Source organism: Chromatiales bacterium, from assembly GCA_014762505.1.
Lineage (GTDB): Bacteria > Pseudomonadota > Gammaproteobacteria > SpSt-1174 > SpSt-1174 > SpSt-1174.
Window position 1 is genome coordinate 17,262 of record JABURS010000013.1, and the last position, 21,885, is coordinate 39,146.

The 21,885-nt window shown below is 69.0% G+C and carries 19 protein-coding genes and 1 tRNA gene; 11 read left to right on the forward strand and 9 right to left on the reverse strand.

The genetic code is table 11. The features are described from left to right. From HUJ28_00760 to HUJ28_00770, 3 genes are read right to left on the reverse strand one after another with little or no spacing between them, the layout of a single operon-like run. The gene (locus HUJ28_00760; GenBank protein ID MBD3617993.1) at window positions 1–1,071 is read right to left on the reverse strand and encodes a hydrogenase small subunit; all 1,071 of its coding nucleotides are present in this window, start codon (window positions 1,069–1,071) and stop codon (window positions 1–3) included. Window positions 1,072–1,104: 33 nt separating this feature from the next. Beyond that, a complete protein-coding gene (locus tag HUJ28_00765; GenBank protein MBD3617994.1) occupies window positions 1,105–1,539 on the reverse strand; it encodes a hydrogenase expression/formation protein in 435 nt (144 codons plus the stop codon). 13 nt (window positions 1,540–1,552) lie between these two features. Continuing rightward, complete coding sequence (locus HUJ28_00770; protein MBD3617995.1) at window positions 1,553–2,143, reverse strand: HyaD/HybD family hydrogenase maturation endopeptidase; 591 nt, start codon at window positions 2,141–2,143, stop codon at window positions 1,553–1,555. A 209-nt stretch (window positions 2,144–2,352) separates the two neighbouring features. On the opposite strand from HUJ28_00770, the gene HUJ28_00775 reads away from it, so the two are divergent. The 8 genes from HUJ28_00775 (at window position 2,353) to HUJ28_00810 (ending at window position 9,285) form a co-directional block, all read left to right on the forward strand. Further along, window positions 2,353–2,583 carry a HypC/HybG/HupF family hydrogenase formation chaperone gene (locus tag HUJ28_00775; GenBank protein ID MBD3617996.1) on the forward strand — a complete coding sequence of 77 codons (231 nt, stop codon included), beginning with the start codon at window positions 2,353–2,355 and terminating at the stop codon, window positions 2,581–2,583. Window positions 2,584–2,585: 2 nt separating this feature from the next. Beyond that, window positions 2,586–2,969 carry a hydrogenase maturation nickel metallochaperone HypA gene (locus HUJ28_00780; protein ID MBD3617997.1) on the forward strand — a complete coding sequence of 128 codons (384 nt, stop codon included), beginning with the start codon at window positions 2,586–2,588 and terminating at the stop codon, window positions 2,967–2,969. Continuing rightward, the gene (hypB, locus tag HUJ28_00785) at window positions 2,962–3,825 is read left to right on the forward strand and encodes a hydrogenase nickel incorporation protein HypB (GenBank protein MBD3617998.1); all 864 of its coding nucleotides are present in this window, start codon (window positions 2,962–2,964) and stop codon (window positions 3,823–3,825) included. The genes HUJ28_00780 and hypB overlap by 8 nt, the downstream gene beginning before the upstream one ends. Further along, window positions 3,822–4,928, forward strand: coding sequence for a hydrogenase formation protein HypD (gene hypD / locus HUJ28_00790; protein MBD3617999.1), 1,107 nt, complete (start codon window positions 3,822–3,824; stop codon window positions 4,926–4,928). The genes hypB and hypD overlap by 4 nt, the downstream gene beginning before the upstream one ends. Beyond that, a complete protein-coding gene (hypF, locus tag HUJ28_00795; protein ID MBD3618000.1) occupies window positions 4,918–7,248 on the forward strand; it encodes a carbamoyltransferase HypF in 2,331 nt (776 codons plus the stop codon). Before hypD ends, hypF begins: the two co-directional genes overlap by 11 nt. A 306-nt stretch (window positions 7,249–7,554) precedes the next feature. Continuing rightward, a complete protein-coding gene (gene hypE / locus HUJ28_00800) occupies window positions 7,555–8,556 on the forward strand; it encodes a hydrogenase expression/formation protein HypE (GenBank protein MBD3618001.1) in 1,002 nt (333 codons plus the stop codon). Window positions 8,557–8,647: 91 nt separating this feature from the next. Then, window positions 8,648–8,944 carry a ribbon-helix-helix protein, CopG family gene (locus HUJ28_00805; GenBank protein ID MBD3618002.1) on the forward strand — a complete coding sequence of 99 codons (297 nt, stop codon included), beginning with the start codon at window positions 8,648–8,650 and terminating at the stop codon, window positions 8,942–8,944. Further along, the gene (locus tag HUJ28_00810; protein ID MBD3618003.1) at window positions 8,944–9,285 is read left to right on the forward strand and encodes a type II toxin-antitoxin system PemK/MazF family toxin; all 342 of its coding nucleotides are present in this window, start codon (window positions 8,944–8,946) and stop codon (window positions 9,283–9,285) included. The genes HUJ28_00805 and HUJ28_00810 overlap by 1 nt, the downstream gene beginning before the upstream one ends. A gap of 123 nt (window positions 9,286–9,408) precedes the next feature. Here HUJ28_00810 and HUJ28_00815 read toward each other — a convergent pair whose 3' ends face one another. After that, window positions 9,409–12,138 carry a cation-transporting P-type ATPase gene (locus HUJ28_00815; GenBank protein ID MBD3618004.1) on the reverse strand — a complete coding sequence of 910 codons (2,730 nt, stop codon included), beginning with the start codon at window positions 12,136–12,138 and terminating at the stop codon, window positions 9,409–9,411. Window positions 12,139–12,244: 106 nt separating this feature from the next. On the opposite strand from HUJ28_00815, the gene HUJ28_00820 reads away from it, so the two are divergent. Next, window positions 12,245–12,321, forward strand: a tRNA-Arg gene (locus tag HUJ28_00820). Window positions 12,322–12,336: 15 nt separating this feature from the next. Here the strand turns inward: HUJ28_00820 and HUJ28_00825 are convergent. After that, window positions 12,337–12,678 carry a sel1 repeat family protein gene (locus HUJ28_00825; protein MBD3618005.1) on the reverse strand — a complete coding sequence of 114 codons (342 nt, stop codon included), beginning with the start codon at window positions 12,676–12,678 and terminating at the stop codon, window positions 12,337–12,339. Window positions 12,679–12,797: 119 nt separating this feature from the next. Between HUJ28_00825 and HUJ28_00830 the strand changes: the two genes are divergently transcribed. Next, a complete protein-coding gene (locus tag HUJ28_00830) occupies window positions 12,798–14,804 on the forward strand; it encodes an EAL domain-containing protein (GenBank protein ID MBD3618006.1) in 2,007 nt (668 codons plus the stop codon). Between the two features lie 284 nt (window positions 14,805–15,088). Here HUJ28_00830 and relA read toward each other — a convergent pair whose 3' ends face one another. Genes relA through HUJ28_00845 form a run of 3 tightly spaced genes read right to left on the reverse strand, consistent with a single transcriptional unit; the run spans window position 15,089 to window position 20,446 of the window. After that, window positions 15,089–17,260 (reverse strand): GTP diphosphokinase, encoded by a 2,172-nt coding sequence (relA, locus tag HUJ28_00835; GenBank protein MBD3618007.1) that lies wholly within the window; start codon window positions 17,258–17,260, stop codon window positions 15,089–15,091. A gap of 19 nt (window positions 17,261–17,279) precedes the next feature. Next, window positions 17,280–19,778: an FtsX-like permease family protein gene (locus HUJ28_00840; protein ID MBD3618008.1), complete on the reverse strand. Its 2,499-nt coding sequence runs from the start codon at window positions 19,776–19,778 to the stop codon at window positions 17,280–17,282. Beyond that, window positions 19,775–20,446: an ATP-binding cassette domain-containing protein gene (locus HUJ28_00845; GenBank protein ID MBD3618009.1), complete on the reverse strand. Its 672-nt coding sequence runs from the start codon at window positions 20,444–20,446 to the stop codon at window positions 19,775–19,777. The genes HUJ28_00840 and HUJ28_00845 overlap by 4 nt, the downstream gene beginning before the upstream one ends. Between HUJ28_00845 and HUJ28_00850 the strand changes: the two genes are divergently transcribed. Next, entirely contained in the window at window positions 20,340–21,137 is a 798-nt protein-coding gene (locus HUJ28_00850) for an arylesterase (GenBank protein ID MBD3618010.1), read from the forward strand. The two genes, HUJ28_00845 and HUJ28_00850, sit on opposite strands and share 107 nt — an antisense overlap. Here HUJ28_00850 and HUJ28_00855 read toward each other — a convergent pair. Next, window positions 21,076–21,774: an HAD family hydrolase gene (locus HUJ28_00855; GenBank protein ID MBD3618011.1), complete on the reverse strand. Its 699-nt coding sequence runs from the start codon at window positions 21,772–21,774 to the stop codon at window positions 21,076–21,078. The two genes, HUJ28_00850 and HUJ28_00855, sit on opposite strands and share 62 nt — an antisense overlap. Window positions 21,775–21,885: the final 111 nt, after the last annotated feature.

Here is a 21,885-nt window from a genome sequence, read left to right on the forward strand (position 1 = left end):
TCACCCCTGTTCCGTGGTCTTTTTCTGCTTGGCCTTCGACATGGCGGCCACGCCGATGCCGACGGCCGCACCCGCCACCGCCGCGGCGGCGATGCCCTCGGCCGACCCCCAGTTGCCGCTGGACAGCGGCGCGTAGAAGCTGCCCTTGTCCCAGAAGTCCGGTTCCGAGCAGCCGATGCAGCCATGCCCGGACTGGATGGGGAAGGTGAGGTTCTGGTTCCATTTCACCGTGGCGCAGGCGTTGTAGGTGGTCGGCCCCTTGCAGCCGAGCTCGTACAGACACCAGCCCTGGCGCGCGCCCTCGTCGTCGAAGCTCTTGGCGAACTTGCCCTGGTCGTAGAAGGTGCGGCGATAGCAGCGGTCGTGGATGGAGTCGCCGAAGAAGGCCAGCGGACGCTTGAGGTGATCCACCTCGGGCAGCTTGCCGAAGGTGAGGAAGTTGGCGATCACGCCGGTCATCACCTCGGGGATGGGCGGACAGCCCGGCACGTTGACGATGGGCTTGTCGGTGATGATGTCCTGCACCGCGGCCGCGCCCGTCGGGTTCGGGTTGGCCTTGGGGATGCCGCCGAAGGCCGCGCAGGTGCCCACCGTGATGATGGCGGCCGCGCCCTCGGCCACGTGCTTCAGGGTCTGCAGGTTGGTCTCGCCGGCGACGGTGGAGTACACGCCGTCGTCCTTCAGCGGGATGGAGCCGTCGACCACCACCAGATACTTGCCCCAGTTCTCCTTCATGGCGATCTCGCGCGCCTCCTCCACCTGGTGGCCGGCGGCGGCCTGCAGGGTGTGCTGGTAGTCCAGCGAGATGAAGTCGAAGATCAGCGACTCGATGGAGGGGGCATAGGAGCGGGTGATGGACTCGACGCAGCCGGTGCATTCCTGGAAGGACAGCCAGATCACCGACTGGCGTCGCGCCTTGGCCAGTGCCTCGGCCATCACCGGGGCCATGGAGGCCGGCAGGGCCATGGCCGAGGCCACGGCGGTACAGAACTTGAGGAAGCTGCGCCGGCTCATGCCGCGCCGGCTGAGTTCCTCACCCAGGGTTTCGGGAAGTTTCTTCTTGTCGTTCATACCCGCCTCCGTATAGCCGGTACTGATCAGGATTCAGTCTGCTGGATGATCGCCTTCCAGTGCAGCGGCCAGGCGCGTCGCGGCGCCGGCGATGTCGTCCACGTGTGCCGGCAGCATGGCCGGCGCCGGGGCGATCTCCACCTGCTCGATGGCCGTGGCGCCGAGCAGGTTCTGGTATTCCACCCACCACACGCCGGCATAGGCCGTCTCGTGGATGGCGGTCGGGCCGGCGGCCTCGACCTGGACCGTCACCTCGCCCTGCCCCAGCGCCTCGCGCAGCTGGCGGCGGTCGGCACCGGTCAAGGGCAGGCTGGCCAGGTCGATCACGTGGGTTTCGCCCCGGTCACGCAGGGCCTCGAGGTGCTGGTGGATCTCGCGCAGGACGGCATCCGCCATGCCCGTGAGCGCGTCGTCCGGGACAAAGCCGCCGGACTCCACCTTCACGCCGATATCCGCCAGGCCGCTCATGAGTCAGCCCCGCTCATGCCTGCCACCGTGCGATGAGTTGTTCGACCGCGCGGCAGGCCAGCGGGATGGCCGCGGCCACCGGCGCGGTGGGAAAGCTGCCCCAGTCGAAGTCGGCCGGCTGGATGCCGATCAGCGCGCGTCTTGCAGGCAGGTTGTCCTCCAGGCGCGCGATGGCCAGCAGGTCGTTGAGCGAGACCTCGTGCACGCTGCTCTTCTTGCCGGTGGCGATGAAGTCGTCCATGGCCTCACCCTCGAAGACCTGCACGGTGCCCGGTGCGGCATCGAGCTGGGCCGTGTCCACCACGATGAGTGCGGCGGCCTCCTCGATGGGACCGGCGAGCGTAAAGCTCATGGTGCCGCCGTCCATGTAGTCGGCTTGCAGGGCGTCGGGGTCGTTGCGGGCGAGTTCTTCGATGACGTGCACACCCACGCCTTCGTCGGTGAGCAGGGTATTGCCCAGGCCCAGGACCAGTATCCTGCGGGTGACGGGCGACTGCGCGATGGCAGGTTCCAAGATGACATCCCTCGTGGCTTGTTCTTGTGAAGACCGCTGCTTTATTAGCGACTTCTTATTTTTCAATGTCTGATCATCATGGCCGAGCATAATGAAACTGTCGTGACATGGATAGCGCATCACGCACCGGGCATGACCCTGGTCAATCCATCGACAGACTCCGTTAAAAGGTAGACGCTTTCGCGTGTCCGTCAATGTATTCTGCTTCAACGTGTATGGACATACGTGTATTGCGTCTTGATCCGCCAACTGTCATCGTCTGTAATAACATCGTCACGTCACCCAGCGAGCATTGCGCCATGTGTCTTGGAATTCCCATGCAGGTCATCGAGGTCGACGGCTACAACGCGCGCTGCGAAGCCAAGGGTGTGGAGCGCACCGTGAGCCTGTTCATGCTGCAGGACGAACCGGTACAGGCCGGCGAGTTCGTCATGGTGCATGTCGGCTACGCCATCCAGAAGATGACCGAGGAAGAGGCGCGCTCGGCCTGGGAGATCTACGACGAGATGCTCGCCCTGGAAGGGGGCTGAGCGTGCACGAGCTGTCGGTATGCCAGTCGGTGATCAGCCAGGTGGAACAGATCGCGCGTACGCACGGGGCCAAAGCTGTGAGTCTCGTACAGCTTTCCATCGGGCCGCTCTCCGGCGTGGAACCCGCCCTGCTCGCCCAGGCCTTTCCCATCGCCCAGGCGGGCACCCTGGCCGAGGGCGCCGCGCTGGAACTCGAGAGCCTGCCCATCCGTGTACGCTGCCGCAGCTGCAACGCGGAGTCGGATGCCACGGCCAACCGGCTGCTCTGCGGTGCCTGCGGCGACTGGCAGACCACCATCATCAGCGGCGACGAACTGCTGCTGACCCGCGTCGAACTCATTACCGAAAACGCACACGACACGGCAAAGGAGTCCGCCCATGTGTGACACCTGTGGCTGCAACATCACCCCGGGCAACCGCCACCTGATCCAGCCCGGCGGCAAGCTCGCCCGCACCGACAACGGCAAGACCGCCGTCACCGTGCTGCAGGGCCTGCTCAGCGAGAACGACGTGCAGGCCACGCACAACCGCGCCCACTTCGACGGCCGCGGCATCCTGTGCATCAACCTCATGTCCTCGCCGGGCTCGGGCAAGACCGCCCTGCTCGAGGCCACCATCGAGGCGCTGGCGGGCGAGCTGAAGATCGCCGTGGTCGAGGGCGATCTCGAGACCGAGAACGACGCCGAGCGCATCCGCGCCAGGGGCGTGCCGGCCGTGCAGATCGCCACCGGCACCGCCTGTCACCTCGACGCCCACATGGTGCACGACGCACTGCATGCCCTGGAGCTCGACGGACTGGACATCGTCTTCATCGAGAACGTCGGCAACCTGGTCTGCCCGGCAAGCTTCGACCTCGGCCACCACCGCAACGTGACCCTGCTCTCGGTCACCGAGGGCGACGACAAGCCGGCCAAGTACCCGGTGATGTTCCGCGCCGCCGATCTCATGCTGCTGACCAAGGCCGACCTGCTGCCGGTGCTCGACGACTTCAGCGTGGATGCCGCCACCACCGCGCTGCGGCACCTGGCCAATCCGGCCCCGGTGATCGAACTCTCCTCGCGCAACGGCGTGGGGCTGGATGCCTGGCTGGACTGGCTGCGCAGCGAACTCGCAGCACAGCGCCAGCGCCTGGACGACGGCCGGACCGCGCGCCCCGCGGTACAGGCCGACGGCGCCCGGCTGCATGGGGCCGATCCCGGCCACAGCCACGCCCATCACCACAGCCACGGGCACGCCGAATGAGCGCCGAGGCGCGCGACTGGCTGGAGCGCATCCGCTGCCTCGACCTGCCGCCGCGCATCCGCGTGATGAACGTCTGCGGCGGCCACGAGCGCTCCATCAGCATGGCCGGCCTGCGCAGCGCCCTGCCCGGCAACATCGAGCTCATCCCGGGGCCCGGCTGTCCGGTCTGCGTCTGCCCGGAAGAGGACATCTACCAGGCGATCCAGCTCGCCCTCAACGAGGACATCACCCTGGTGGCCTTCGGCGACATGCTGCGCGTGCCGGTGAACGTGCCCAGGGCCCAGGCCCGCTCACTGGTGGAGGCACAGGCCGCCGGCGCCGACATCCGTCCCGTCGCCTCGCCCACCGAGGCGGTGGCCATCGCCCGCGCACAGCCCGACCGGCCCGTAGTGTTCTTCGCCGCGGGCTTCGAGACCACCACCGCGCCCGTGGCCGCCATGCTCGCCGAGGGCGTGCCCGACAACCTCTCGGTGCTGCTCTCCGCGCGCAAGACCTGGCCCGCCGTGGCCATGCTGCTGGACTCCGAGGCCCCGGGCTTCGACGCCCTCATCGCTCCCGGCCACGTCTCCACCATCATGGGCCCGGAGGAATGGGGCTTCGTGGTGGAACGGCACGGCATCCCGGCGGCGGTGGCCGGTTTCTCCCCGGAGAGCCTGCTGGCCGCCACCTGGTCGGTGCTGCGCCAGCACATCGAGGGCCGGCACTTTCTCGACAACTGCTACACCGGCGTGGCGCGCCCCGGCGGCAATCCCGCCGCCCAGCGCCAGCTCGATGCGGTGCTCGACGTGGTGGACGCCAACTGGCGCGGCGTGGGCGTGATCCCGGACTCCGGTTTCGAGCTCAACGCCTCCTACGCGAAGCACAACGCGCGCCTGCGCTACCCCTCCTACGAGGATGCCTCGCGCAAGCGCGCCGGCGAAATGCCGCCCGGCTGCGACTGCGCGCGCGTGGTGCTGGGCAAGATCTACCCCAACGAGTGCCGCCTCTACGGCAAGGCCTGCACGCCGCGCAACCCGGTCGGCCCCTGCATGGTCTCCGACGAAGGCGCCTGCCGCATCTGGTGGGCCAGTGGCGTGAGGGAAGCCAAACCCAGTGCCGCGTGAGACGCGCCGCTGGCGCATCGGCGGGCAGGTGCAGGGCGTGGGGTTCCGGCCCTTCGTCTATCGCGAGGCCCGCGCCCGCGGGCTCGCGGGCTACGTGCAGAACCGCAGCGGCGAGGTGCTGATCGAGGCCGGCGGCCCGGCCGGGGCGCTGGACGACCTGCTCGACCGCCTGCTCCATCACGCCCCGCCGCTGGCCCGTCCGCGGCTGGTCGAGACGGCCACCATCGCGCCCACCCCGGACAGGGACTTCGTCATCCGGCCCAGCGCGGCCGACGACACCCCGCGCATCCAGCTGCCGCCGGACTTCTTCACCTGCGACGACTGCCTGGCCGAGCTCGCCGATCCCCACGCCCGTCGCCACCGCTACCCCTTCATCAACTGCACGCAGTGCGGGCCGCGCTACACCCTCATCCGTTCGCTGCCCTACGACCGCCCCAACACGGCCATGGCGGACTTTGCCCTCTGCCCCGCCTGCCGGGCCGAATACGAGAACCCCGCCGACCGGCGCTTCCACGCCCAGCCGCTCGCCTGCCCCGACTGCGGGCCCACGCTCAGCTACCGCGAGGCGGGCGGGGAGATCACCGGCAACGCGGCCGCGCTCGCCGCCTGCGGCCGCGCGCTCGCGGCCGGCAGGATCGTGGCGGCCAAGGGCATCGGCGGCTACCACCTGCTCTGCGACGCCCGCAACCCGGCCGCCGTGGCGCGGCTGCGCGCGCGCAAGCACCGCCCGCACAAGCCGCTGGCCGTGCTGTTTCCCTGGGCCGGCGACGACGGCTTGGCCGTGCTTCGCCGCCACGCCGCGCCGGACGCGGCCGAGGCCGCCGCGCTCACCGGCCCCGAGCGGCCCATCGTGCTGGTCGCACTGACACCGGATCATGGGCTGGCGCCGGGCATCGCGTCGGGGCTTGCCGAGGTCGGCGCCATGCTGCCCTACAGCCCGCTGCATCATCTGCTCGCTGCAGACCACGGCGGCCCGCTGGTCGCCACCTCCGCCAACCGCTCGGGCGAGCCCGTGCTCACCGAGGCAGAGGCCGTGGAACAGCGCCTCGCCGAGGTGGCCGACGCCTTCCTGCATCACGACCGCCCCATCCTGCGCCCGGCCGACGACAGCGTCTGCCGCGTCATCGCCGGGCGCCCGCGCCGGCTGCGCCTCGGCCGCGGTCTCGCGCCGCTGGCGCTGGACCTGCCCCGCCCCGTGGCCTGCCCCACCCTCGCCGTCGGCGGTCACATGAAGAACACCGTCGCCCTGGCCTGGGATGACCGCCTGGTGGTCTCGCCGCACATCGGCGAACTCGACAGCCCGCGCGCCCTGGCCGTGTTCGAACAGGTGATCGACGACCTCTGTGCCCTCTACCACGTGCAGCCCGAACGCATCCTGCACGACGCCCACCCGGACTACGCCAGCACCCGCTGGGCCCGTGCGCGGGCCGCCGCGCGCGGTCTGCCGACGCTGGCCGTCCATCACCATCATGCCCACGCCGCCCTGCTCGCCGCCGAGCACCCGCAGGTGACACGCTGGCTGGTCTTCACCTGGGACGGCACCGGCCTGGGCGAGGACGGCCACATCCAGGGCGGCGAGGCCCTGCTCGGCCGCCCCGGCGCCTGGCGGCGCGTCGCCAGCCTGCGCCCCTTCCGCCTGCCGGGCGGCGACCGTGCCGGTCGCGAGCCCTGGCGCGCCGCCGCCGCGCTCGTCTGGGAAGGCAGCCGGGACTGGCAGCCGCCCAGGACCAACGCCGGGATCGATGCCGCACTCGCCCGCGCGGCCTGGCAGCGCGGCCTCAACACCCCCACCTCCACCGCCGTCGGCCGCCTGTTCGACGCCTGCGCCTCGCTGGCCGGCGTGCTGCACGAGGCCAGCCACGAGGCGCAGGGCCCCATGGCCTGGGAGGCCCTGGCCGCCGGCCACGCGGCCATGCCCGCCTCGCCCCTGCCCCTGGTGACCGACACCGATGGCCTGCTGCGCATCGACTGGGAACCCCTGGTGGACCTCGTGCAGGACGTGCGCCTGCCCCTGGCCGAGCGCAGCGCGCGCATGCACGACACGCTGTCCGAGACCCTCGTCGCCACCGCCCGGCGCCTGCGCGCCGAACACGGCGAGTTTGCCGTGGGCCTGAGCGGCGGCGTCTTCCTCAACCGCCGGCTCAGCGAGACCGTGCTCGCGCGCCTCAACGCGGAAGGCCTCACCGCGTTCCTGCCCGAGGTCGTGCCGTACAACGACGCGGGGCTCAGCGTGGGGCAGGTGATGGAGGCGTCAGGCGTCGGGCGTCAGGCGGAAAGGCCAGGCGCCACAGAGGACACAGAGAAAAACGCGGGTTCGTAGGAGCGCCGCAAGGCGCGATCAGGTGCCGGGCACCTCGCCTGCAGATGCACCGCGGCAGGCACGGCCTATGTATGGCGTGAGGAGTCAGGCAAAAAGACAGGCGCCACAGAGGACACAGAGATCACAGAGAAAAACGGGGATTCGTAGGAGCGCTGCAAGGCGCGATCAAGGGATAGCATCATCGCCTGCTGCATCGCGACGGGCACGGCGACCCGCCCCCTCTGTGGACTCTGTGCCCTCTGTGGCAGATCATGCGATTGATCCCAGACGATGAATTCGTACGCGAGAAAAAACCAGAAAACCAACATGACCGAACGACATATCACCCTTGCCCACGGCAACGGCGGGCGTTTCATGCGCGAGCTGATCGACGAGGTGTTCGCCAGACACCTGGCCAATGACCGGCTCGATACGCACACCGATGCCGCGCATCTGAACCTCAACGGCGACCTGCTGTTTTCCACCGATGGTTTCACGGTGAAACCGCTGGAGTTTCCGGGCGGCAGCATCGGCTCGCTGGCCGTGCACGGCACGGTGAACGACCTGGCCGTGGCCGGCGCGATCCCGCAGGTGCTGAGTCTGAATGCCTTCATCGAGGAGGGGCTGTCCTTCGCCCAGCTGGAGCGCATCGTCGGGGATCTCGCCGGCGCGGCGCGCGACTGCGGCGTGGCGGTGGTCGCGGGCGACACCAAGGTGGTGCCGCACGGCGAGGGCAGCGGGCTGTATCTGGCCACCGCCGGCATCGGCCTGCGGGCCACGCCGCAGGTGCTGAGCCTGAAGGACGTGCGGCCGGGCGACCGGATCCTCGTCAGCGGGCCGGTGGGCGACCACGGCACGGCCGTGATGCTGGCACGCGAGCAGTTCGGCCTGCGCGGCGACCTGCAGTCCGATGCCGCCAGCGTGCTGCCGCTGGCCCGGGCCCTGTTCGACCTGCCGGGCCTGCGCTTCATGCGCGACCCCACGCGCGGGGGCCTGGCCACCGTCGCCCACGAGATCGCCGAGGCCTGCGGCGCCGGCGTGCGCCTGAACGAGTCCGCCATCCCCGTGCGCGACCCCGTGCGCGCCGTCTGCGAGATGCTCGGCTACGACCCCTACTACCTCGCCTGCGAGGGCCGCATCGTCGCCATCGTCGCCCCCGGGGCCGCCGACGAGGCCCTCGCCCGCTGGCAGGCCCTGCCCCAGGGCGAACAGGCCGCCCTCATCGGCCAGGTCGAGACCGGCGCCAGCCGCGTCGTCCTCGAGACCCCCATCGGCGGCGAGCGCTTCCTCGAGGAGCTGGAGGACGACCCGCTACCGCGGATCTGCTGATCCCTGGCGTCTGTGATACTGGCAGGCGCTTGCCCGGTGAAATTCCGGCAACTACAATCCGTATTACAAAACGCAATACGGATTGAACCACATGGCCACCATCAGCCTGCGCCTGCCCGAAGACATCGAGGCCCACCTCGCCGAAGAGGCCCGCCTGGAAGGCCGGCCACGCTCCGAGGTCGTCCGCGAGGCCATCGTCGACTACCTCGCCCGCCGCGAGCGCGAGCGCTTCATGGCGCAGGTGGTGGCAGAGGCCCGTACCGCCTACGACACCCCGGCCATCCGCGAGGAGACCCAGGCGCTGTTGCAGGAGGCCGAGTCCGCCAGCAACGAGGCCCTGGAGCAGAGTGAAAAGCCGGGCCTGTCCGACAGCGACTGGTGGCGCTGATGCGCCGCGGTGAGGTCTGGGTGGCGCGGCTGAACCCGAACCAGGGTCGCGAAATCGGCAAGACCCGGCCCGTGCTGATCATCCAGGCCGACGAGCTGCTCGCCCTTGAAGACCTCCCCGTCATCGTCCTGCCCCTCACCTCGCAGGTCTACCCCGCCTTCCGTCACTGGCGCATCACCCTCCCCGCCCGCGACCGACTCCTGAAGCCATGCCAGATCGTCGTCGACCAGCCCCGCGCCCTGGACCGCAGACGCTTCGGCGAAGGCCCGCTGACCACGCTCACCCGCGAGGAGATGCAGGCCGTGGAAAGGAGCCTGAAGGCCGTGATGGGGATGCTGTGAGCAGCATTAGACCGAACAGGTAGGCAGGCCCTTCATCGACACACGAAAAAGGCCGCATGTAGCGGCCTTTTTCGTGCTCATCATCCCAACTGCAATGGATGCAACAGGCGCGAAGAGACGGCGTCAACGGGATATGCCCTGCCGACCCTTCATCACCCGTATCACCCCCTTCTCGATCTCCACCAGCACGAACACGCTCATGGCCACCGCGACAATCCAGGCCCAGTCGATGACAGCCAGGCCGACGGTGCCGAAGAGCTGTTGCAGGGGTGGCAGGTAGGTGAAGAGCAGCTGCAGCACGAGCAGGATGCCGACGGCATAGAGCACGTAACGGTTGCCGACAATGCCCTCGACCGTGGCGGCGCTGTCGATGAGATGACGGGCGCTGAAGAGGTAGAAGACCTCGAACATGACCAGGGTGTTGACGGCGATGGTGCGCGCCTGCTCGATGGAGGCGCCCTGTTCGCGATAGTAGATGAACAGACCGAAGGTGCCGAGCATGAGGATGCCGGAGACGAACACGATGCGCCAGATGAGGAAGGGCGACAATAGCGGCTCGCGCGGGTCGCGCGGGGCCCGGGTCATGACGTTGCGCTCGGGTGGCTCGAAGGCGAGCGCGAGTGCCAGGGTGACGGCGGTGACCATGTTCACCCAGAGGATCTGCACCGGCGTGATCGGCAGCAGGCGGCCGAAGAGGATGGCGGCGATGATGGTGAGCGCCTCGCCGCCGTTGGTCGGCAGGATGAAGAGGATGGCCTTCTTCAGGTTGTCGTAGACGGTGCGCCCCTCCTCCACGGCATTGGCGATGGAGGCGAAGTTGTCGTCGGCCAGCACCATCTCGGCGGCCTCCCTGGCGGCCTCGGTGCCCTTGCGACCCATGGCCACGCCGACGTCGGCGCGCTTGAGTGCGGGGGCGTCGTTGACGCCGTCGCCGGTCATGGCCACCACCTCGCCGTCGGCCTGCAGGGCCTCGACCAGGCGCAGCTTGTGTTCGGGACTGGTGCGGGCGAAGACCTCTGCCTCTTCGGCGAGTTCGCGCAAGGCCGCGTCGTCCAGGGCGTCGAGCGCGTGACCGCTCACCACCCGCTCGCCGTCGCCGATGCCCATCTGCAGGCCGATGGCGCTGGCGGTGACGGCATGGTCGCCGGTGATCATCTTCACGCGGATGCCGGCGCGCCGGCAGGCGGCCACGGCATCGATGGCCTCGGTACGCGGCGGGTCCATGATGCCGACGAGTCCGAGCAGGGTGAGGCCATCCTCCAGGTCATCGAAGCTCAGCTCGCGGTGATCGGTGCCGGTGGGCTTGAAGCCCACGGCGATCAGGCGCTGCCCGCGCCGGGCGATGGCCTCCATGTGCCGCTCCCAGTAGGCGCGATCCAGCGGACGGTCCTCGCCCTGCTCACGCTGGCTGCGGCACTTGTCCAGCAGCTGCTCGGGTGCCCCCTTGATGTAGATGAAGCCGTGCCCGGCATGGTCGTGATGCAGGGTGGCCATGAACTTGTACAGCGACTCGAAGGGGATGACGTCGGTGCGCGGGGTCTCGGCCTCCTCGGCGTCGTGATCCAGGCCGGCCTTCATGGCCATCACCACCAGCGCCCCTTCGGTGGGATCGCCGAACAGCGTCCAGTCGTCGCCGTCGCGCTGTACCCGCGCGTCGTTGCACAGCAGCACTGCGCGGGCGAGCTCCTCGAGGGTCGGCTGCTCGGTCACGTCGATGACCTGGCCATCCACCTGGAACTCGCCATGGGGATCGTACCCGCTGCCGGTGATCTCGCACTGGCTGTCGGCGCAGACGACGGTGAGCGCGGTCATCTCGTTGCGCGTGAGCGTGCCGGTCTTGTCCGAGCAGATGACCGTGACCGCCCCCAGGGTCTCGACGGCCGGCAACCGGCGCACGATGGCGTTGCGCCTGGCCATGCGCTGCACGCCGATGGCCAGGGTGATGGTCATGATCGCCGGCAGGCCCTCGGGGATGGCGGCCACGGCCAGTCCGACCGCTGCCAGGAACATGTCGCTGGCGCTGTAGTCGCGCAGCCACACGCCGAAGGCGAAGGTGGCGCTGGCGATGACCAGGATGGCGGCGGTGAGCCAGCGGGAGAACTGGTCCATCTGCCGCAGCAGCGGCGTGGTGAGCGTCTGCACCGTGCTGAGCAGGCCGCTGATGCGGCCGAGCTCGGTGTGCGCGCCGGTAGCCACGACCACGCCATGGGCCTGGCCGTAGGTGACCAATGCGCCGGAATAGGCCATGTTGCGGCGATCGCCCAGCGGGACATCGGCCGCGACGGGCTCCGCGGCCTTGTTCACCGGCACCGATTCACCGGTGAGCAGCGACTCGTCGATGCGCAGGTCGTGCACGCGCAGGAGATAGATATCGGCCGGCACGCGGTCGCCCGACTGCAGCAGCACCACGTCACCGGGTACCAGCGCCTCGGCCGGGACGGCCACCAGGTGGCCGTCCCGTCGCACCATGGCCTGCTGGGCCAGCAGGCCGCGGATCGCGTCCAGGGCCTTCGCCGCCTTGCCCTCCTGGACATGGCCGATGAGGGCGTTGACGAGCACCACGCCCGCGATGACCCCGGCATCGAGCCAGTGACCGATGAATGCGGTCACCGCGCCGGCAAGTATCAGCACATAGATGAGGACGTTGTGAAACTGCAGGAGAAAGCGCTGCCAGGCCGGCTGGGGGGCCGCCTCGGGCAGGCGGTTGGGGCCAAAATGCTCGAGCCGGAGCCGCGCCTCGGCCGCGGCCAGGCCATCGGCATTCGCCTGCACGCGCGCGAGCACCGCGTCCCGGCCCAGGCCATGCCAGGCCTCATCCGGCTGATCGGGCGAGGGGCCGTGCGGCTGCTTCATGGGCATGTCAGGCAGCAGGCAGGACGTGCCTGGCGGCCGGCGTTCGGTCGCGCCGCACCCTGTGGTATGCTTTCGCCGCGGCGATTCCGCCGATTTCGGCCATCACGCCCCCGTGGCACAATTGGATAGCGCAGCCCCCTCCTAAGGGGCAGGTTGCAGGTTCGAACCCTGCCGGGGGCACCATCTTCTCCTGCATCGTCATTCCCCTGCCAGATCGGCCGGCGTGCTCAGCTCACCGGGACAATAGCCCTGCCCCACGGCGCGTTCGTACCAGTAGTTGGCGGCGTGCACGTCCCGCTCCGTACCGATGCCGAGCTCGTACATCAACCCCAGCTGGTACTCCGCCTCCGGCGAGCCCTGTGCCGCCGCCTCGCGGTAGAGCGCGAAGGCCCGTCCGGTATCCTGTGCCACGCCGTCTCCGGTCTCGTAGCGCCAGCCCTCGACCATGAGCGCCTGCGCATTGTTTGCCGTCTGTGGTGGGGGCGTCGCGGCGCAGGCCGACAGGATCAGGGCCGCCATGCTGACGATCAGTGATTTCATGACATACCTCCCGAAATATCCCTTCGCTGACGGTTCCCCTGCCCCGGCAATCGGTATAGGATTCCCGGTCCGGCATTCAGGACAAAATAACAAGAATCGCCGGGTGGAGTCTCCAGGGGATGGTCAATCAATCCAGACAGTTCCGGCTGGTGCCGTTCTTTTCGGTGGCCAGTCTCGCCAGCATCGTCATCGCGGCCGCCGCCATGACCTGGATCTTCCACGACATGGCAGTGCGCAATGTCACGGAAATCACAGAAAGTCAGAACATCACCCTCACCCGCGCCATGGCCGACGCCCTCTGGCCGTATTACTCCGCCTTTCTCACCTCGCTCAGCGGTGCCGACGGCGCCGAGATCCGCCAGCGCCCCGAGTTCGGCATGCTGCAGGAAGACGTGCGCAAGCGGGTGCAGAACCTGCCGATATTGGCGGTGAAGATCTATGATCCCGACGGGCTGACCGTGTACTCCACGGTCACCGAGGAGATCGGCGGGAGCAAGCGCGGTGCCCCATCCTATGAACAGGCTCGCCAGGGGGGGATTGCCAGCATGCTGGTCGAACAGGACAGCAATGCCTACGCGGTGGCCTCCTACATCCCGATCCGCAGCACGCCGGAGGGTGGGATCGAGGGCGTGTTCGAGCTCTATACCGACGTCACCCCGCAGATGAGGCAGCTGCAGTCCATCCAGCTAAAGGTGTTTGGCGGCATTGCCGGGGTGCTGTTGCTGCTCTACGTGGTGCTGTTGCTGCTGGTGCGCCATGCCGACCGGCTGATCCAGCGCCAGGAAGAGGCCATCAAGATCCGCGCCCATTACGATGCCCTCACCGGTCTGCCCAACCGTATCCTGTTCCGCGACCGCCTGCAGCACGCCATGGACCGCGCCGAACGCGACGAGCGCCTGGTGGCCCTGATGTTCATCGACATGGATCGTTTCAAGGCGATCAACGATACCCTGGGGCACGAGGCTGGCGACCAGATGCTGCGCGAGATCGCGCGCCGCCTGCAGGCCTGCATCCGTAACTACGACACCGCGGCACGCATCGGCGGCGACGAGTTCACCGTCATCCTCGAGGGCGTGCGCGACATCGAGGAGGTCGACAACATCGCGACGCGCATCGTCGCCGACCTGGGCCAGCCCTACAGCCTGCTGGGCAAGCAGCAGTACAGCAATGCCAGCGTGGGCATCACCATCTACCCCTTCGACGACGACGGCATGGACAACCTGCTGCAGAATGCCGATGTCGCCATGTATCGCGCCAAGCAGTTCGGCGGCGACCAGTTCGTGTATTACTCCGACGCCATGCAGAAGCAGCTCATGCGCCGGCACGAGATCGAACAGGGCCTGCGCGAGGCCCTGGTGCACGGCCACCTGCGCCTGCACTACCAGCCCAAGATCGACCTGCGCAACGGCCGCGTGGCCGGCATCGAGGCCCTGGTGCGCTGGCAGCATCCCAAGCACGGCCTGATGCTGCCGGGAGAGTTCATTCCCGTGGCCGAGGAGAGCCACCTCATCCTGCGCCTCGGGGAATGGGTGATGCGCCGCGCTTGCGAGGACATCTGCCGCTGGACCCGCCAGGGCATCGACGTGCCGCCCGTGGCCATCAACGTCTCCGCCCGCCAGTTCCTGGCCCCCGACTTCCTCGAGGACATGCAGCGTGCGCTGACGTCCTGCTGCGTCTCTGCCGACCGCGTGGAGATCGAGATCACCGAGAACATCCTGGTGGAACAGCACGACGAGACCGCCACCGTACTCAACCGGCTGAGGGAGATGGGCGTACGCGTGGCACTGGACGACTTCGGCACCGGCTATTCCTCGCTGCGCTACCTGCAGGAACTGCCGGTGGACGTGGTGAAGATCGACAAGAGCTTCATCCAGCACATCCACGACCGGCCCGACGACTACCAGCTGGTACGCGGCATGGTCGCCCTGGCCCGCAGCCTGCGCCAGCAGGTGGTGGCCGAAGGCGTGGAAGAGGCCGAACAGGCGCAGCTGCTGCACGAAATGGGCTGCGACCTCGCCCAGGGCTTCCACTTCAGCCACCCCCTGCCCGCCGACCAGCTGCCGGAGTGGCTGGCGGCGCATGGCAAGGGGAAGTCACAGGTTGGCAGTCGCAAGTCGCCCGTGTGATGGGGCACGAGGGGATAGGCGTCAGGCAAAAACACAGACGCCACAGAGGACACAGAGCCCACAGAGAAAAGGCGCTGCCTGTAGGAGCGCCGTTTATGCCCTCTGGGTGCAAGGCGCGATGGGGGATGACACCATCGCCTGCTGATGCATCGCGGCGGGCGCAGCCCGCCCTCTGTGGACTCTGTGTCCTCTGTGGCTAAAACAGCTTAAGGGCGCGATGCCCAAGCCTGGGCATCGCGCCTCGCCCGATCGCGCCTCGCGGCGCTCCTACGCGACTCGCAACTTCACGACACCCGCCGATACACATCCATCACGTTCGGCAGCTGGGCGATCTTGTCCATGACCAGGCCCAGCTGGGTGGTGCCGGTGATCTCGATGGTGAGGTCCATGTGCACGCTCTGGTCGTTCCGGTCGGTGCGGGTGTTGGCGGCCAGCACGTTGACCTTTTCGTTGGCGAGGACGCTGGTGATGTCGCGCAGCAGGCCCTGGCGATCGAAGGCCTGCACGTGCACGTCCACCGGGCGCGCCTCGGCCTCCTCCCCCCATTCCACCTCCACCAGGCGCGGGCGTTTCTCGGCGGGCAGGCTCAGGATGTTCGGGCAGTCACGCCGGTGGATGGAGACACCCTTGCCGCGCGTGATGTAGCCGACGATGGCATCGCCCGGCACCGGCTTGCAGCAGGGCGCCATGTGGGTGAGCAGGTTGCCCACGCCACGCACGCGTACCTCGCCGGCCTCCCGGCCCTTGCGGCGTGCGCGGGCCGCGGGCCGACTGACGACGATCTCGTCGGCCTCGGGCTCGGGCATCCGCAGCGCGCCCAGCAGCTGGCCGGGCGTCACGTCGCCACGCCCCAGGGCGATCAGCAGCTCCTCGCCGCGCTGCAGGTGCAGCTCCTGGGCGAGCTGGTCCAGGTCGACGCCCTTCGGTGCAATGCCCAGGCGCTGGGCCTCGCGCTCGAACAGGTGCCGGCCGTCGGCCAGGTTCCTGTCCTGGTCCCGCTGCTTGAACCACGCGCGCACCTTGGCGCGGGCGCTGGTGGTGGCGAGATAGCCGGTATGCGGGTTGAGCCAGTCACGCGAGGGCTCGCCTTCCTTGGCGGTGAGGATCTCCACCTGCTCACCGGAATTCAGCACATAGGTGAGCGGCACGATGCGCCCGTTGACCTTGGCGCCGCGGCAACGATGCCCGACCTCGGTATGCACGGCATAGGCGAAATCCAGCGGCGTGGCCCCGCGCTTGAGATCCATGATCTCGCCCTGGGGCGTGAGCACGAAGACGCGATCGGAGAACAGGTCGGAGCGAAAGTCGTCGAGCAACTCGGTGTCGTTGTCGCGCTCTTCCAGCAGGTGACGCAGCGAGGCGATGGCGCGCTCCATCTTCTGGTCCTGCGTGCCGCCCTCCTTGTAGCGCCAGTGCGCGGCCACACCGAGTTCGGCGAAGTCGTGCATCTCGCGCGTGCGGATCTGCACCTCCACCGTGCGCCCGCCGGGGCCGATCACGGCCGTGTGCAACGACTGGTAACCGTTCTCCTTGGGGTTGGCGATGTAGTCGTCGAATTCCTTCGGGATGTGCGGCCAGAGACCATGCACGATGCCCAGTGCCGCATAGCAGGTGGAGACCCGGTCGACGATCACGCGCACCGCGCGCAGGTCGTAGAGCTCATCCAGGTTGAGGTGCTTGCGCTGCATCTTGCGCCAGATGCTGTAGATGTGCTTCGGCCGCCCGCTCACCTCGGCCTCGAAGCCCTCCTTCTCGAGCTCGGCCTCGAGCCGCGTCATGAATTCCCGCACGTAGGCCTCGCGACCGGTACGCGTCTCCTCCAGCGAGGTGGCGATCTGCTTGTAGGCCTGCGGTTCGAGATAGCGGAAGGCGAGATCCTCCATCTCCCACTTGAGCTGGCCGACACCCAGGCGGTTGGCCAGCGGGGAATAGATCTCCAGCGTCTCGCGCGCGATGCAGCGGCGGGTGTCGTAGTCCTCGTGCGCGAGCCCGCGCAGACGCTGCACGCGGAAGGCCAGCTTGATGAGCACGGCGCGGACATCGTCCACCATGGCCAGCAGCATGCGGCGCAGGCGCTCGGCCTGCTCGGGGGCCTGGATGGCCTCGCCGTCACGGCACTCCTTGAAGGTGTTGAGCCAGGTGACGTTCTTCACCAGGGCGGCGACGGTATCACCGAAGTGGTCGCGCAGGTAACGCTCGTCGAGCCGGCCGCGCAGGCGCGGGTCGGCGAGGATGGCGCTGATGAGGGTGATCTGGTCGACGTGCAGCCCGCGCAGGATCTCCGCCACCTCCAGGCCGCGGGGACGGTGATCCTCACCCGCCTCCACCGCCAGCACGTGGTCGATGGCGGCGCTGGCCTGTTCGCGCTGTCTGGCGTCGGGGCTGATGGCGAAGTGCTCGATGAGCTCCTCGCGCCGCCGCGCCGAGACCGGTTCGCTGTGTCCGGAGTGCTTCATGGCAATCGATTATACCGGTTCAGCCACCCTGCAGGACCCGCGCCGGCGAGGTGCGCAGGGCCGCGCGCAGGCCGCCCACGCCGGCCAGGACCACGCCGCCGATACCGGCGACGACGGCCACCGGCCAGACCCAGAGGCTGGCCTCGTAGGGCAGCTCGAAGATCTGCCGTGCCAGCACCAGCCCCACGACCTGCGCCGCCACGGCAGCGAGCAGGCCGGCGAGCAGACCGGTGATGGCGAACTCCATGCCATAGGCCAGGGCGAGCCGGCGCCGGCTCGCCCCCAGGGTGCGCAGTACCGCGCTCTCGCGCTCGCGCTCACTGCGCGAGGCCTGGATGGTGGCGTAGAGCACCAGCACGCCAGCGGCCAGGGTGAAGAGGAACACCAGCTCCACCGCCCAGGTCGCACGCTCCATCACGCCGCGCACCTGGTCCATGATGGCGCGCACGTCGAGCACGGTGACGCCCGGGAATTCCTGTACCAGCTCCACCGGCAGGCGACGCTGTTCGGGCGCGAGGTAGAAGCTCGTGATGTAGGTGGCCGGGAAGCCGTCGAGGGTGCCGGGCGGGGCCACGACGAAGAAGTTCACGTTGAAGCTGTCCCAGTTCACGTGGCGCAGGTTGTCGATGCGCCCCGTCACCTGCTCGCCGGCGATGTCGTAGGTGAGTGCGTCGCCCATGGCGAGCCCGAGGGTCTCGGCGATGCCCTCCTCCACCGAGAACAGCGGCTGGCCGTGATCGGCCGTATCCCACCAGCGCCCCGCCACCACGAGGTTGTCCCCGGGCAGGGTCGCCAGCCAGGACAGGTTGAACTCGCGCGTGGCCAGGCGCTGGGCACGCGGGTTCGCGTAGTCGTCCTCGTTCACGGGCTCGCCGTTGATGGCCACCAGGCGCCCGCGCAGCATGGGATAGAACGCGGGCGGCGGCAGCTCGCGCTCGGCGAAGAAGTCGCGCAGCCGGTCGAGTTCGTCCGGCTGGATGTTGATGAGGAACTGGTTGGGCGCATCGGCCGGCAGGGTGCGCTCCCAGGCGCTCAGCAGGTCCACGCGCACAAAGGCGAGCAGCAGCATGACCATGAGCCCCAGCCCCAGCGCCGCGATCTGGGTGACGCTCACCGCCCCGCGCCGGCCGACCGCGGCCAGGCCGAAGCGCCACACCATGCCGCGCCCGTGCGGCAGGCGACGCAGCAGGCGCACCAGTACCAGGGCCACGCCGACCAGTACCAACCCCGCGCCCATGACCCCGGCGAAGACCACCGCGGCCAGCCGCGGGTCCTGTGCCTGCCACCACAGCAGCAGGCCGATGGCGGCCAGCCCGGCGATGGCCACCGACCAGCCTGTGGGCGGGATGTACCCGACATCGTGACGCAGCACGGCCAGCGGACGAACGTTGACGGCGCGCAGCACCGCCGGCAGGGCAAAGCCCAGCAGGGCGACCGCACCGAGCAGCACACCCTGCGCCACCGGCGCGGGACCGGCGGCCGGCAGCGGGCCGACGAACCAGTCGGCCAGCATGGCGGCGATGAGCGACTGCACGCCAAAGCCGATGACTGCGCCGACCAGGCCCGAGAACACCGCGATCCACAGCAGGCGCAGGAGGAAGATCGCCAGCAGGCTGCTGCGCTGTGCCCCGAGGCAACGCTCCACGGCAATGGACTCGGCCTCGCGGGCGGCCAGCCCGCGGGCGGCCACGGCAATGGCGATGCCGGCCAGCAGGGTGCTGATCAGGGCGGCCAGGCCGAGGAAACGCGCGGCGCGGTCCAGCGCCGTCTGCAGCTCGGGCTGGGCGTTGCGCGTGTCGCGCAGCGAGGCATGCTGCCCCAGTTCGCGTTCGAGCCGCGCCTGCCAGCGGGCGATGTCGGCGTCGGCCCCCGCCAGCAGCCAGGTATGCCGCACACGGCTCGCGGGCGAGATCAGGCCGGTGGAATCCAGGTCCGCCAGGTTGAGCATGGCCCGCGGGGCGAGCTGGAAGAGATTGGTGCTGCGGTCGGGCTCGAAGGCGAGTACCGCGCCGATGCGCAGCTCGCGATGGCCGAGGCTGACGACCTCCCCCACCTCGCGCTCGAGCTGTGCGAGCAGGCGGGCCTCCACCCAGACCTCGCCGGGTGCGGGGCCCTGCCGCACGGCCACGGCCTCGTCGTCGAGGCTGTCCTGGATGCGCAGCTCGCCGCGCAGCGGATAGCCCTCGCCCACGGCCTTGATCTGGGCCAACATGCTGCGGTCGCCGGCCAGCACCACGCTGGGGAACTCGACGTGCCGGGCGCTGGCCAGACCATCGGCCTGCGCCGCCTGCAGCAGCGGCTCATCAAAGGGACGCGAGGAGCCGATGGCCAGGTCGCCGCCGAGCACGGTGGCGGCCTGGCGGTCCATGGCCCGCTCCACGCGCTCGACGAAGAAGCCCACCGAGGTCATGGCCGCCACCGCCACCACCAGGGCCAGGGCGATGACGCGGGATTCGCGCTGCCGCCAGTCGCGGCGCCAGGCACGCCAGGCCATGCGCCAGATGGTCGACATCCTCATGCCGCTACCGCCTCCAGCACGCCGTTGCGCAGCTCGTAACGCCGTTCGCAGCGCGCGGCCAGCCCGGCGTCGTGCGTCACCAGTACCAGGGCCGTGCCCATGGCCTCGCGCAGGCGGAAGATGAGGTCGGAGACCTGCTGACCGGTGCGGGCATCGAGGTTGCCGGTAGGCTCGTCGGCGAACAGCACGCGCGGTCCCGGGGCGAAGGCGCGGGCGACGGCCACGCGCTGCTGCTCCCCGCCGGAGAGCTGATGGGGGTAGTGATCCAGGCGGCGTGCCAGACCGACGTCGTCCAGCGCCTGGCGGGCCAGTGCCTGCGCCTCGCGTTCACGGCCGGCGAGCTCCAGCGGCAGCATCACGTTCTCCAGGGCCGTGAGCCCCGGCAGCAGCTGGAAGGACTGGAAGACGAAACCGACCTGCCCCGCGCCGCCGTGCGCGCGGGCATCCTCGTCGACCTGGTGCAGGGCCTGCCCGAGCAGATGCACCTCGCCGCTGCTGGGCGCATCCAGACCGGCCAGCAGGCCGAGCAGGGTGGACTTGCCGGAACCGGAGGCCCCGATGATGGCCACCGCCTCGCCGGCGGCGATCTCGAGTTCCACGCCCTCGAGGATGGAGAGTTCACCGCCGGGTGCACGCACGCGGCGGGTGAGCCCGTGGGCAGTGACCACGGGATGCTTTACACTGTCGGTCATGCGCAAGACGATCCTGTTGTTGTTGCTTTTCGGTGCGTTGCTGGCGGCCACCGCCGCCCAGGCGGCGCCGCGTATCCTGATCCTGGGCGACAGCCTCAGCGCCGCCTACGGGATCGACCCGGATGCCGGTTGGACCGAGCTCCTGGCCAAAAGGTTGCAGGAACAAGGCCTGGATTACGAGGTCGTGAACGCCAGCATCACCGGCGATACCACGCGCGGTGGACTGGCCCGCCTGCCCCGGCTGCTGGAACGGCATCGCCCGGACATCGTCATCCTCGAACTGGGCGGCAACGACGGCCTGCGCGGGCTGTCGCTGGACAGCATGCGCGACAATCTCGATCGCATGATCGCGCTCAGCCGCGACCAGGGTGCCGAGGTGCTGCTGCTCGGCATCCAGCTCCCGCCCAACTACGGCCCCGCCTATACCGAGGCCTTCCATCGCGTGTACCTGGACCTCGCAACACAGCGCGACGTGGCGCTGGTACCCTTCTTCCTCGCTGGCGTGGTCGAGCGCGAGGAACTGTTCCTGCCCGACCGCATCCACCCGAACGAAGACGCGCAACCGCGGCTGATGGAGAACGTCTGGGCCGGGCTGGCCCCGCTGATCAACGCGCGCGCTGCCAGTCGCTCAGTATCTTCGGCACCTCGGCAAGCCGCGTCACCGTAGCGTCCGGAAAAAGCGTATCCAGCGGCCAGGGCGCGTCGCGCAGGTTCACCCAGATGGTGCGCATGCCGGCACGCGCCGCCCCCTCGATATCGCGCACCGGGTCATCGCCGATATGCACGGACTCGGCCGCCGTCACGCCGCCGGCGGCGAGCGCGGCGGCGAAGATCTCCGGATGCGGCTTGGCCGCACCGATCTCCTCGGAGCGGATCACGAAATCGAAATAGTGGTCGATGCCGATGCGGCGCACGTCGGCGTTGCCGTTGGTCACGGCCCCCAGGCGATACTGTCCGCGCACGGCCTCCAGCAGGGCATGCGCCTCGTCGAACACCTCCACCTCGTTGCGCGCCTCCCAGTACACGGTGAACCCCGGTTCCACCAGGCCCTCGTCGTAGCCGCCTTCGCCGGCCAGCTGTCGCAGCCATTGCTTGCGCAGGGTGGTGAGGTCGTGCATCAGCTCGCTGCGTTCCCGCATGAAACCCTGGCGATGCGTCAGCAGGTCTTCGGTGCTGTAGCGCGCCGGGATGTTCGGGTAATGCAGCTCGAGCCAGGCATAGAAACGGGCCTCGGCCCGCTGGATCACGGGGCCACACCACCAGAGGGTGTCGTCGAGATCGAAGGTGAGACAGCGCAGGGTCATGGGCATGAAAACGATGGGTGCATCACGATTCTATCAAGCCGCCAGCCGGCGGGGGAATTTTGCCCATTGAGCGCCGGGGTGTCCGCCGACAGACTCGAGCGGACCATCAAT

What these genes read in the sequence shown, in the direction of transcription:
- HUJ28_00760 (MBD3617993.1), bottom strand. Translation starts at nt 1,071, where the DNA reads ATGAACGACAAGAAGAAACTTCCCGAAACCCTGGGTGAGGAACTCAGC.
- HUJ28_00765 (MBD3617994.1), bottom strand. Translation starts at nt 1,539, where the DNA reads ATGAGCGGCCTGGCGGATATCGGCGTGAAGGTGGAGTCCGGCGGCTTT.
- HUJ28_00815 (MBD3618004.1), bottom strand. Translation starts at nt 12,138, where the DNA reads ATGAAGCAGCCGCACGGCCCCTCGCCCGATCAGCCGGATGAGGCCTGG.
- relA (MBD3618007.1), bottom strand. Translation starts at nt 17,260, where the DNA reads ATGAAGCACTCCGGACACAGCGAACCGGTCTCGGCGCGGCGGCGCGAG.
- hypE (MBD3618001.1), top strand. Translation starts at nt 7,555, where the DNA reads ATGACCGAACGACATATCACCCTTGCCCACGGCAACGGCGGGCGTTTC.
- hypB (MBD3617998.1), top strand. Translation starts at nt 2,962, where the DNA reads ATGTGTGACACCTGTGGCTGCAACATCACCCCGGGCAACCGCCACCTG.
- HUJ28_00855 (MBD3618011.1), bottom strand. Translation starts at nt 21,774, where the DNA reads ATGACCCTGCGCTGTCTCACCTTCGATCTCGACGACACCCTCTGGTGG.
- HUJ28_00850 (MBD3618010.1), top strand. Translation starts at nt 20,340, where the DNA reads ATGGCCACCGCCTCGCCGGCGGCGATCTCGAGTTCCACGCCCTCGAGG.
- HUJ28_00825 (MBD3618005.1), bottom strand. Translation starts at nt 12,678, where the DNA reads ATGAAATCACTGATCGTCAGCATGGCGGCCCTGATCCTGTCGGCCTGC.
- HUJ28_00770 (MBD3617995.1), bottom strand. Translation starts at nt 2,143, where the DNA reads ATGCTCGGCCATGATGATCAGACATTGAAAAATAAGAAGTCGCTAATA.
- HUJ28_00810 (MBD3618003.1), top strand. Translation starts at nt 8,944, where the DNA reads ATGCGCCGCGGTGAGGTCTGGGTGGCGCGGCTGAACCCGAACCAGGGT.
- HUJ28_00775 (MBD3617996.1), top strand. Translation starts at nt 2,353, where the DNA reads ATGTGTCTTGGAATTCCCATGCAGGTCATCGAGGTCGACGGCTACAAC.
- HUJ28_00830 (MBD3618006.1), top strand. Translation starts at nt 12,798, where the DNA reads ATGGTCAATCAATCCAGACAGTTCCGGCTGGTGCCGTTCTTTTCGGTG.
- HUJ28_00805 (MBD3618002.1), top strand. Translation starts at nt 8,648, where the DNA reads ATGGCCACCATCAGCCTGCGCCTGCCCGAAGACATCGAGGCCCACCTC.
- hypD (MBD3617999.1), top strand. Translation starts at nt 3,822, where the DNA reads ATGAGCGCCGAGGCGCGCGACTGGCTGGAGCGCATCCGCTGCCTCGAC.
- HUJ28_00840 (MBD3618008.1), bottom strand. Translation starts at nt 19,778, where the DNA reads ATGAGGATGTCGACCATCTGGCGCATGGCCTGGCGTGCCTGGCGCCGC.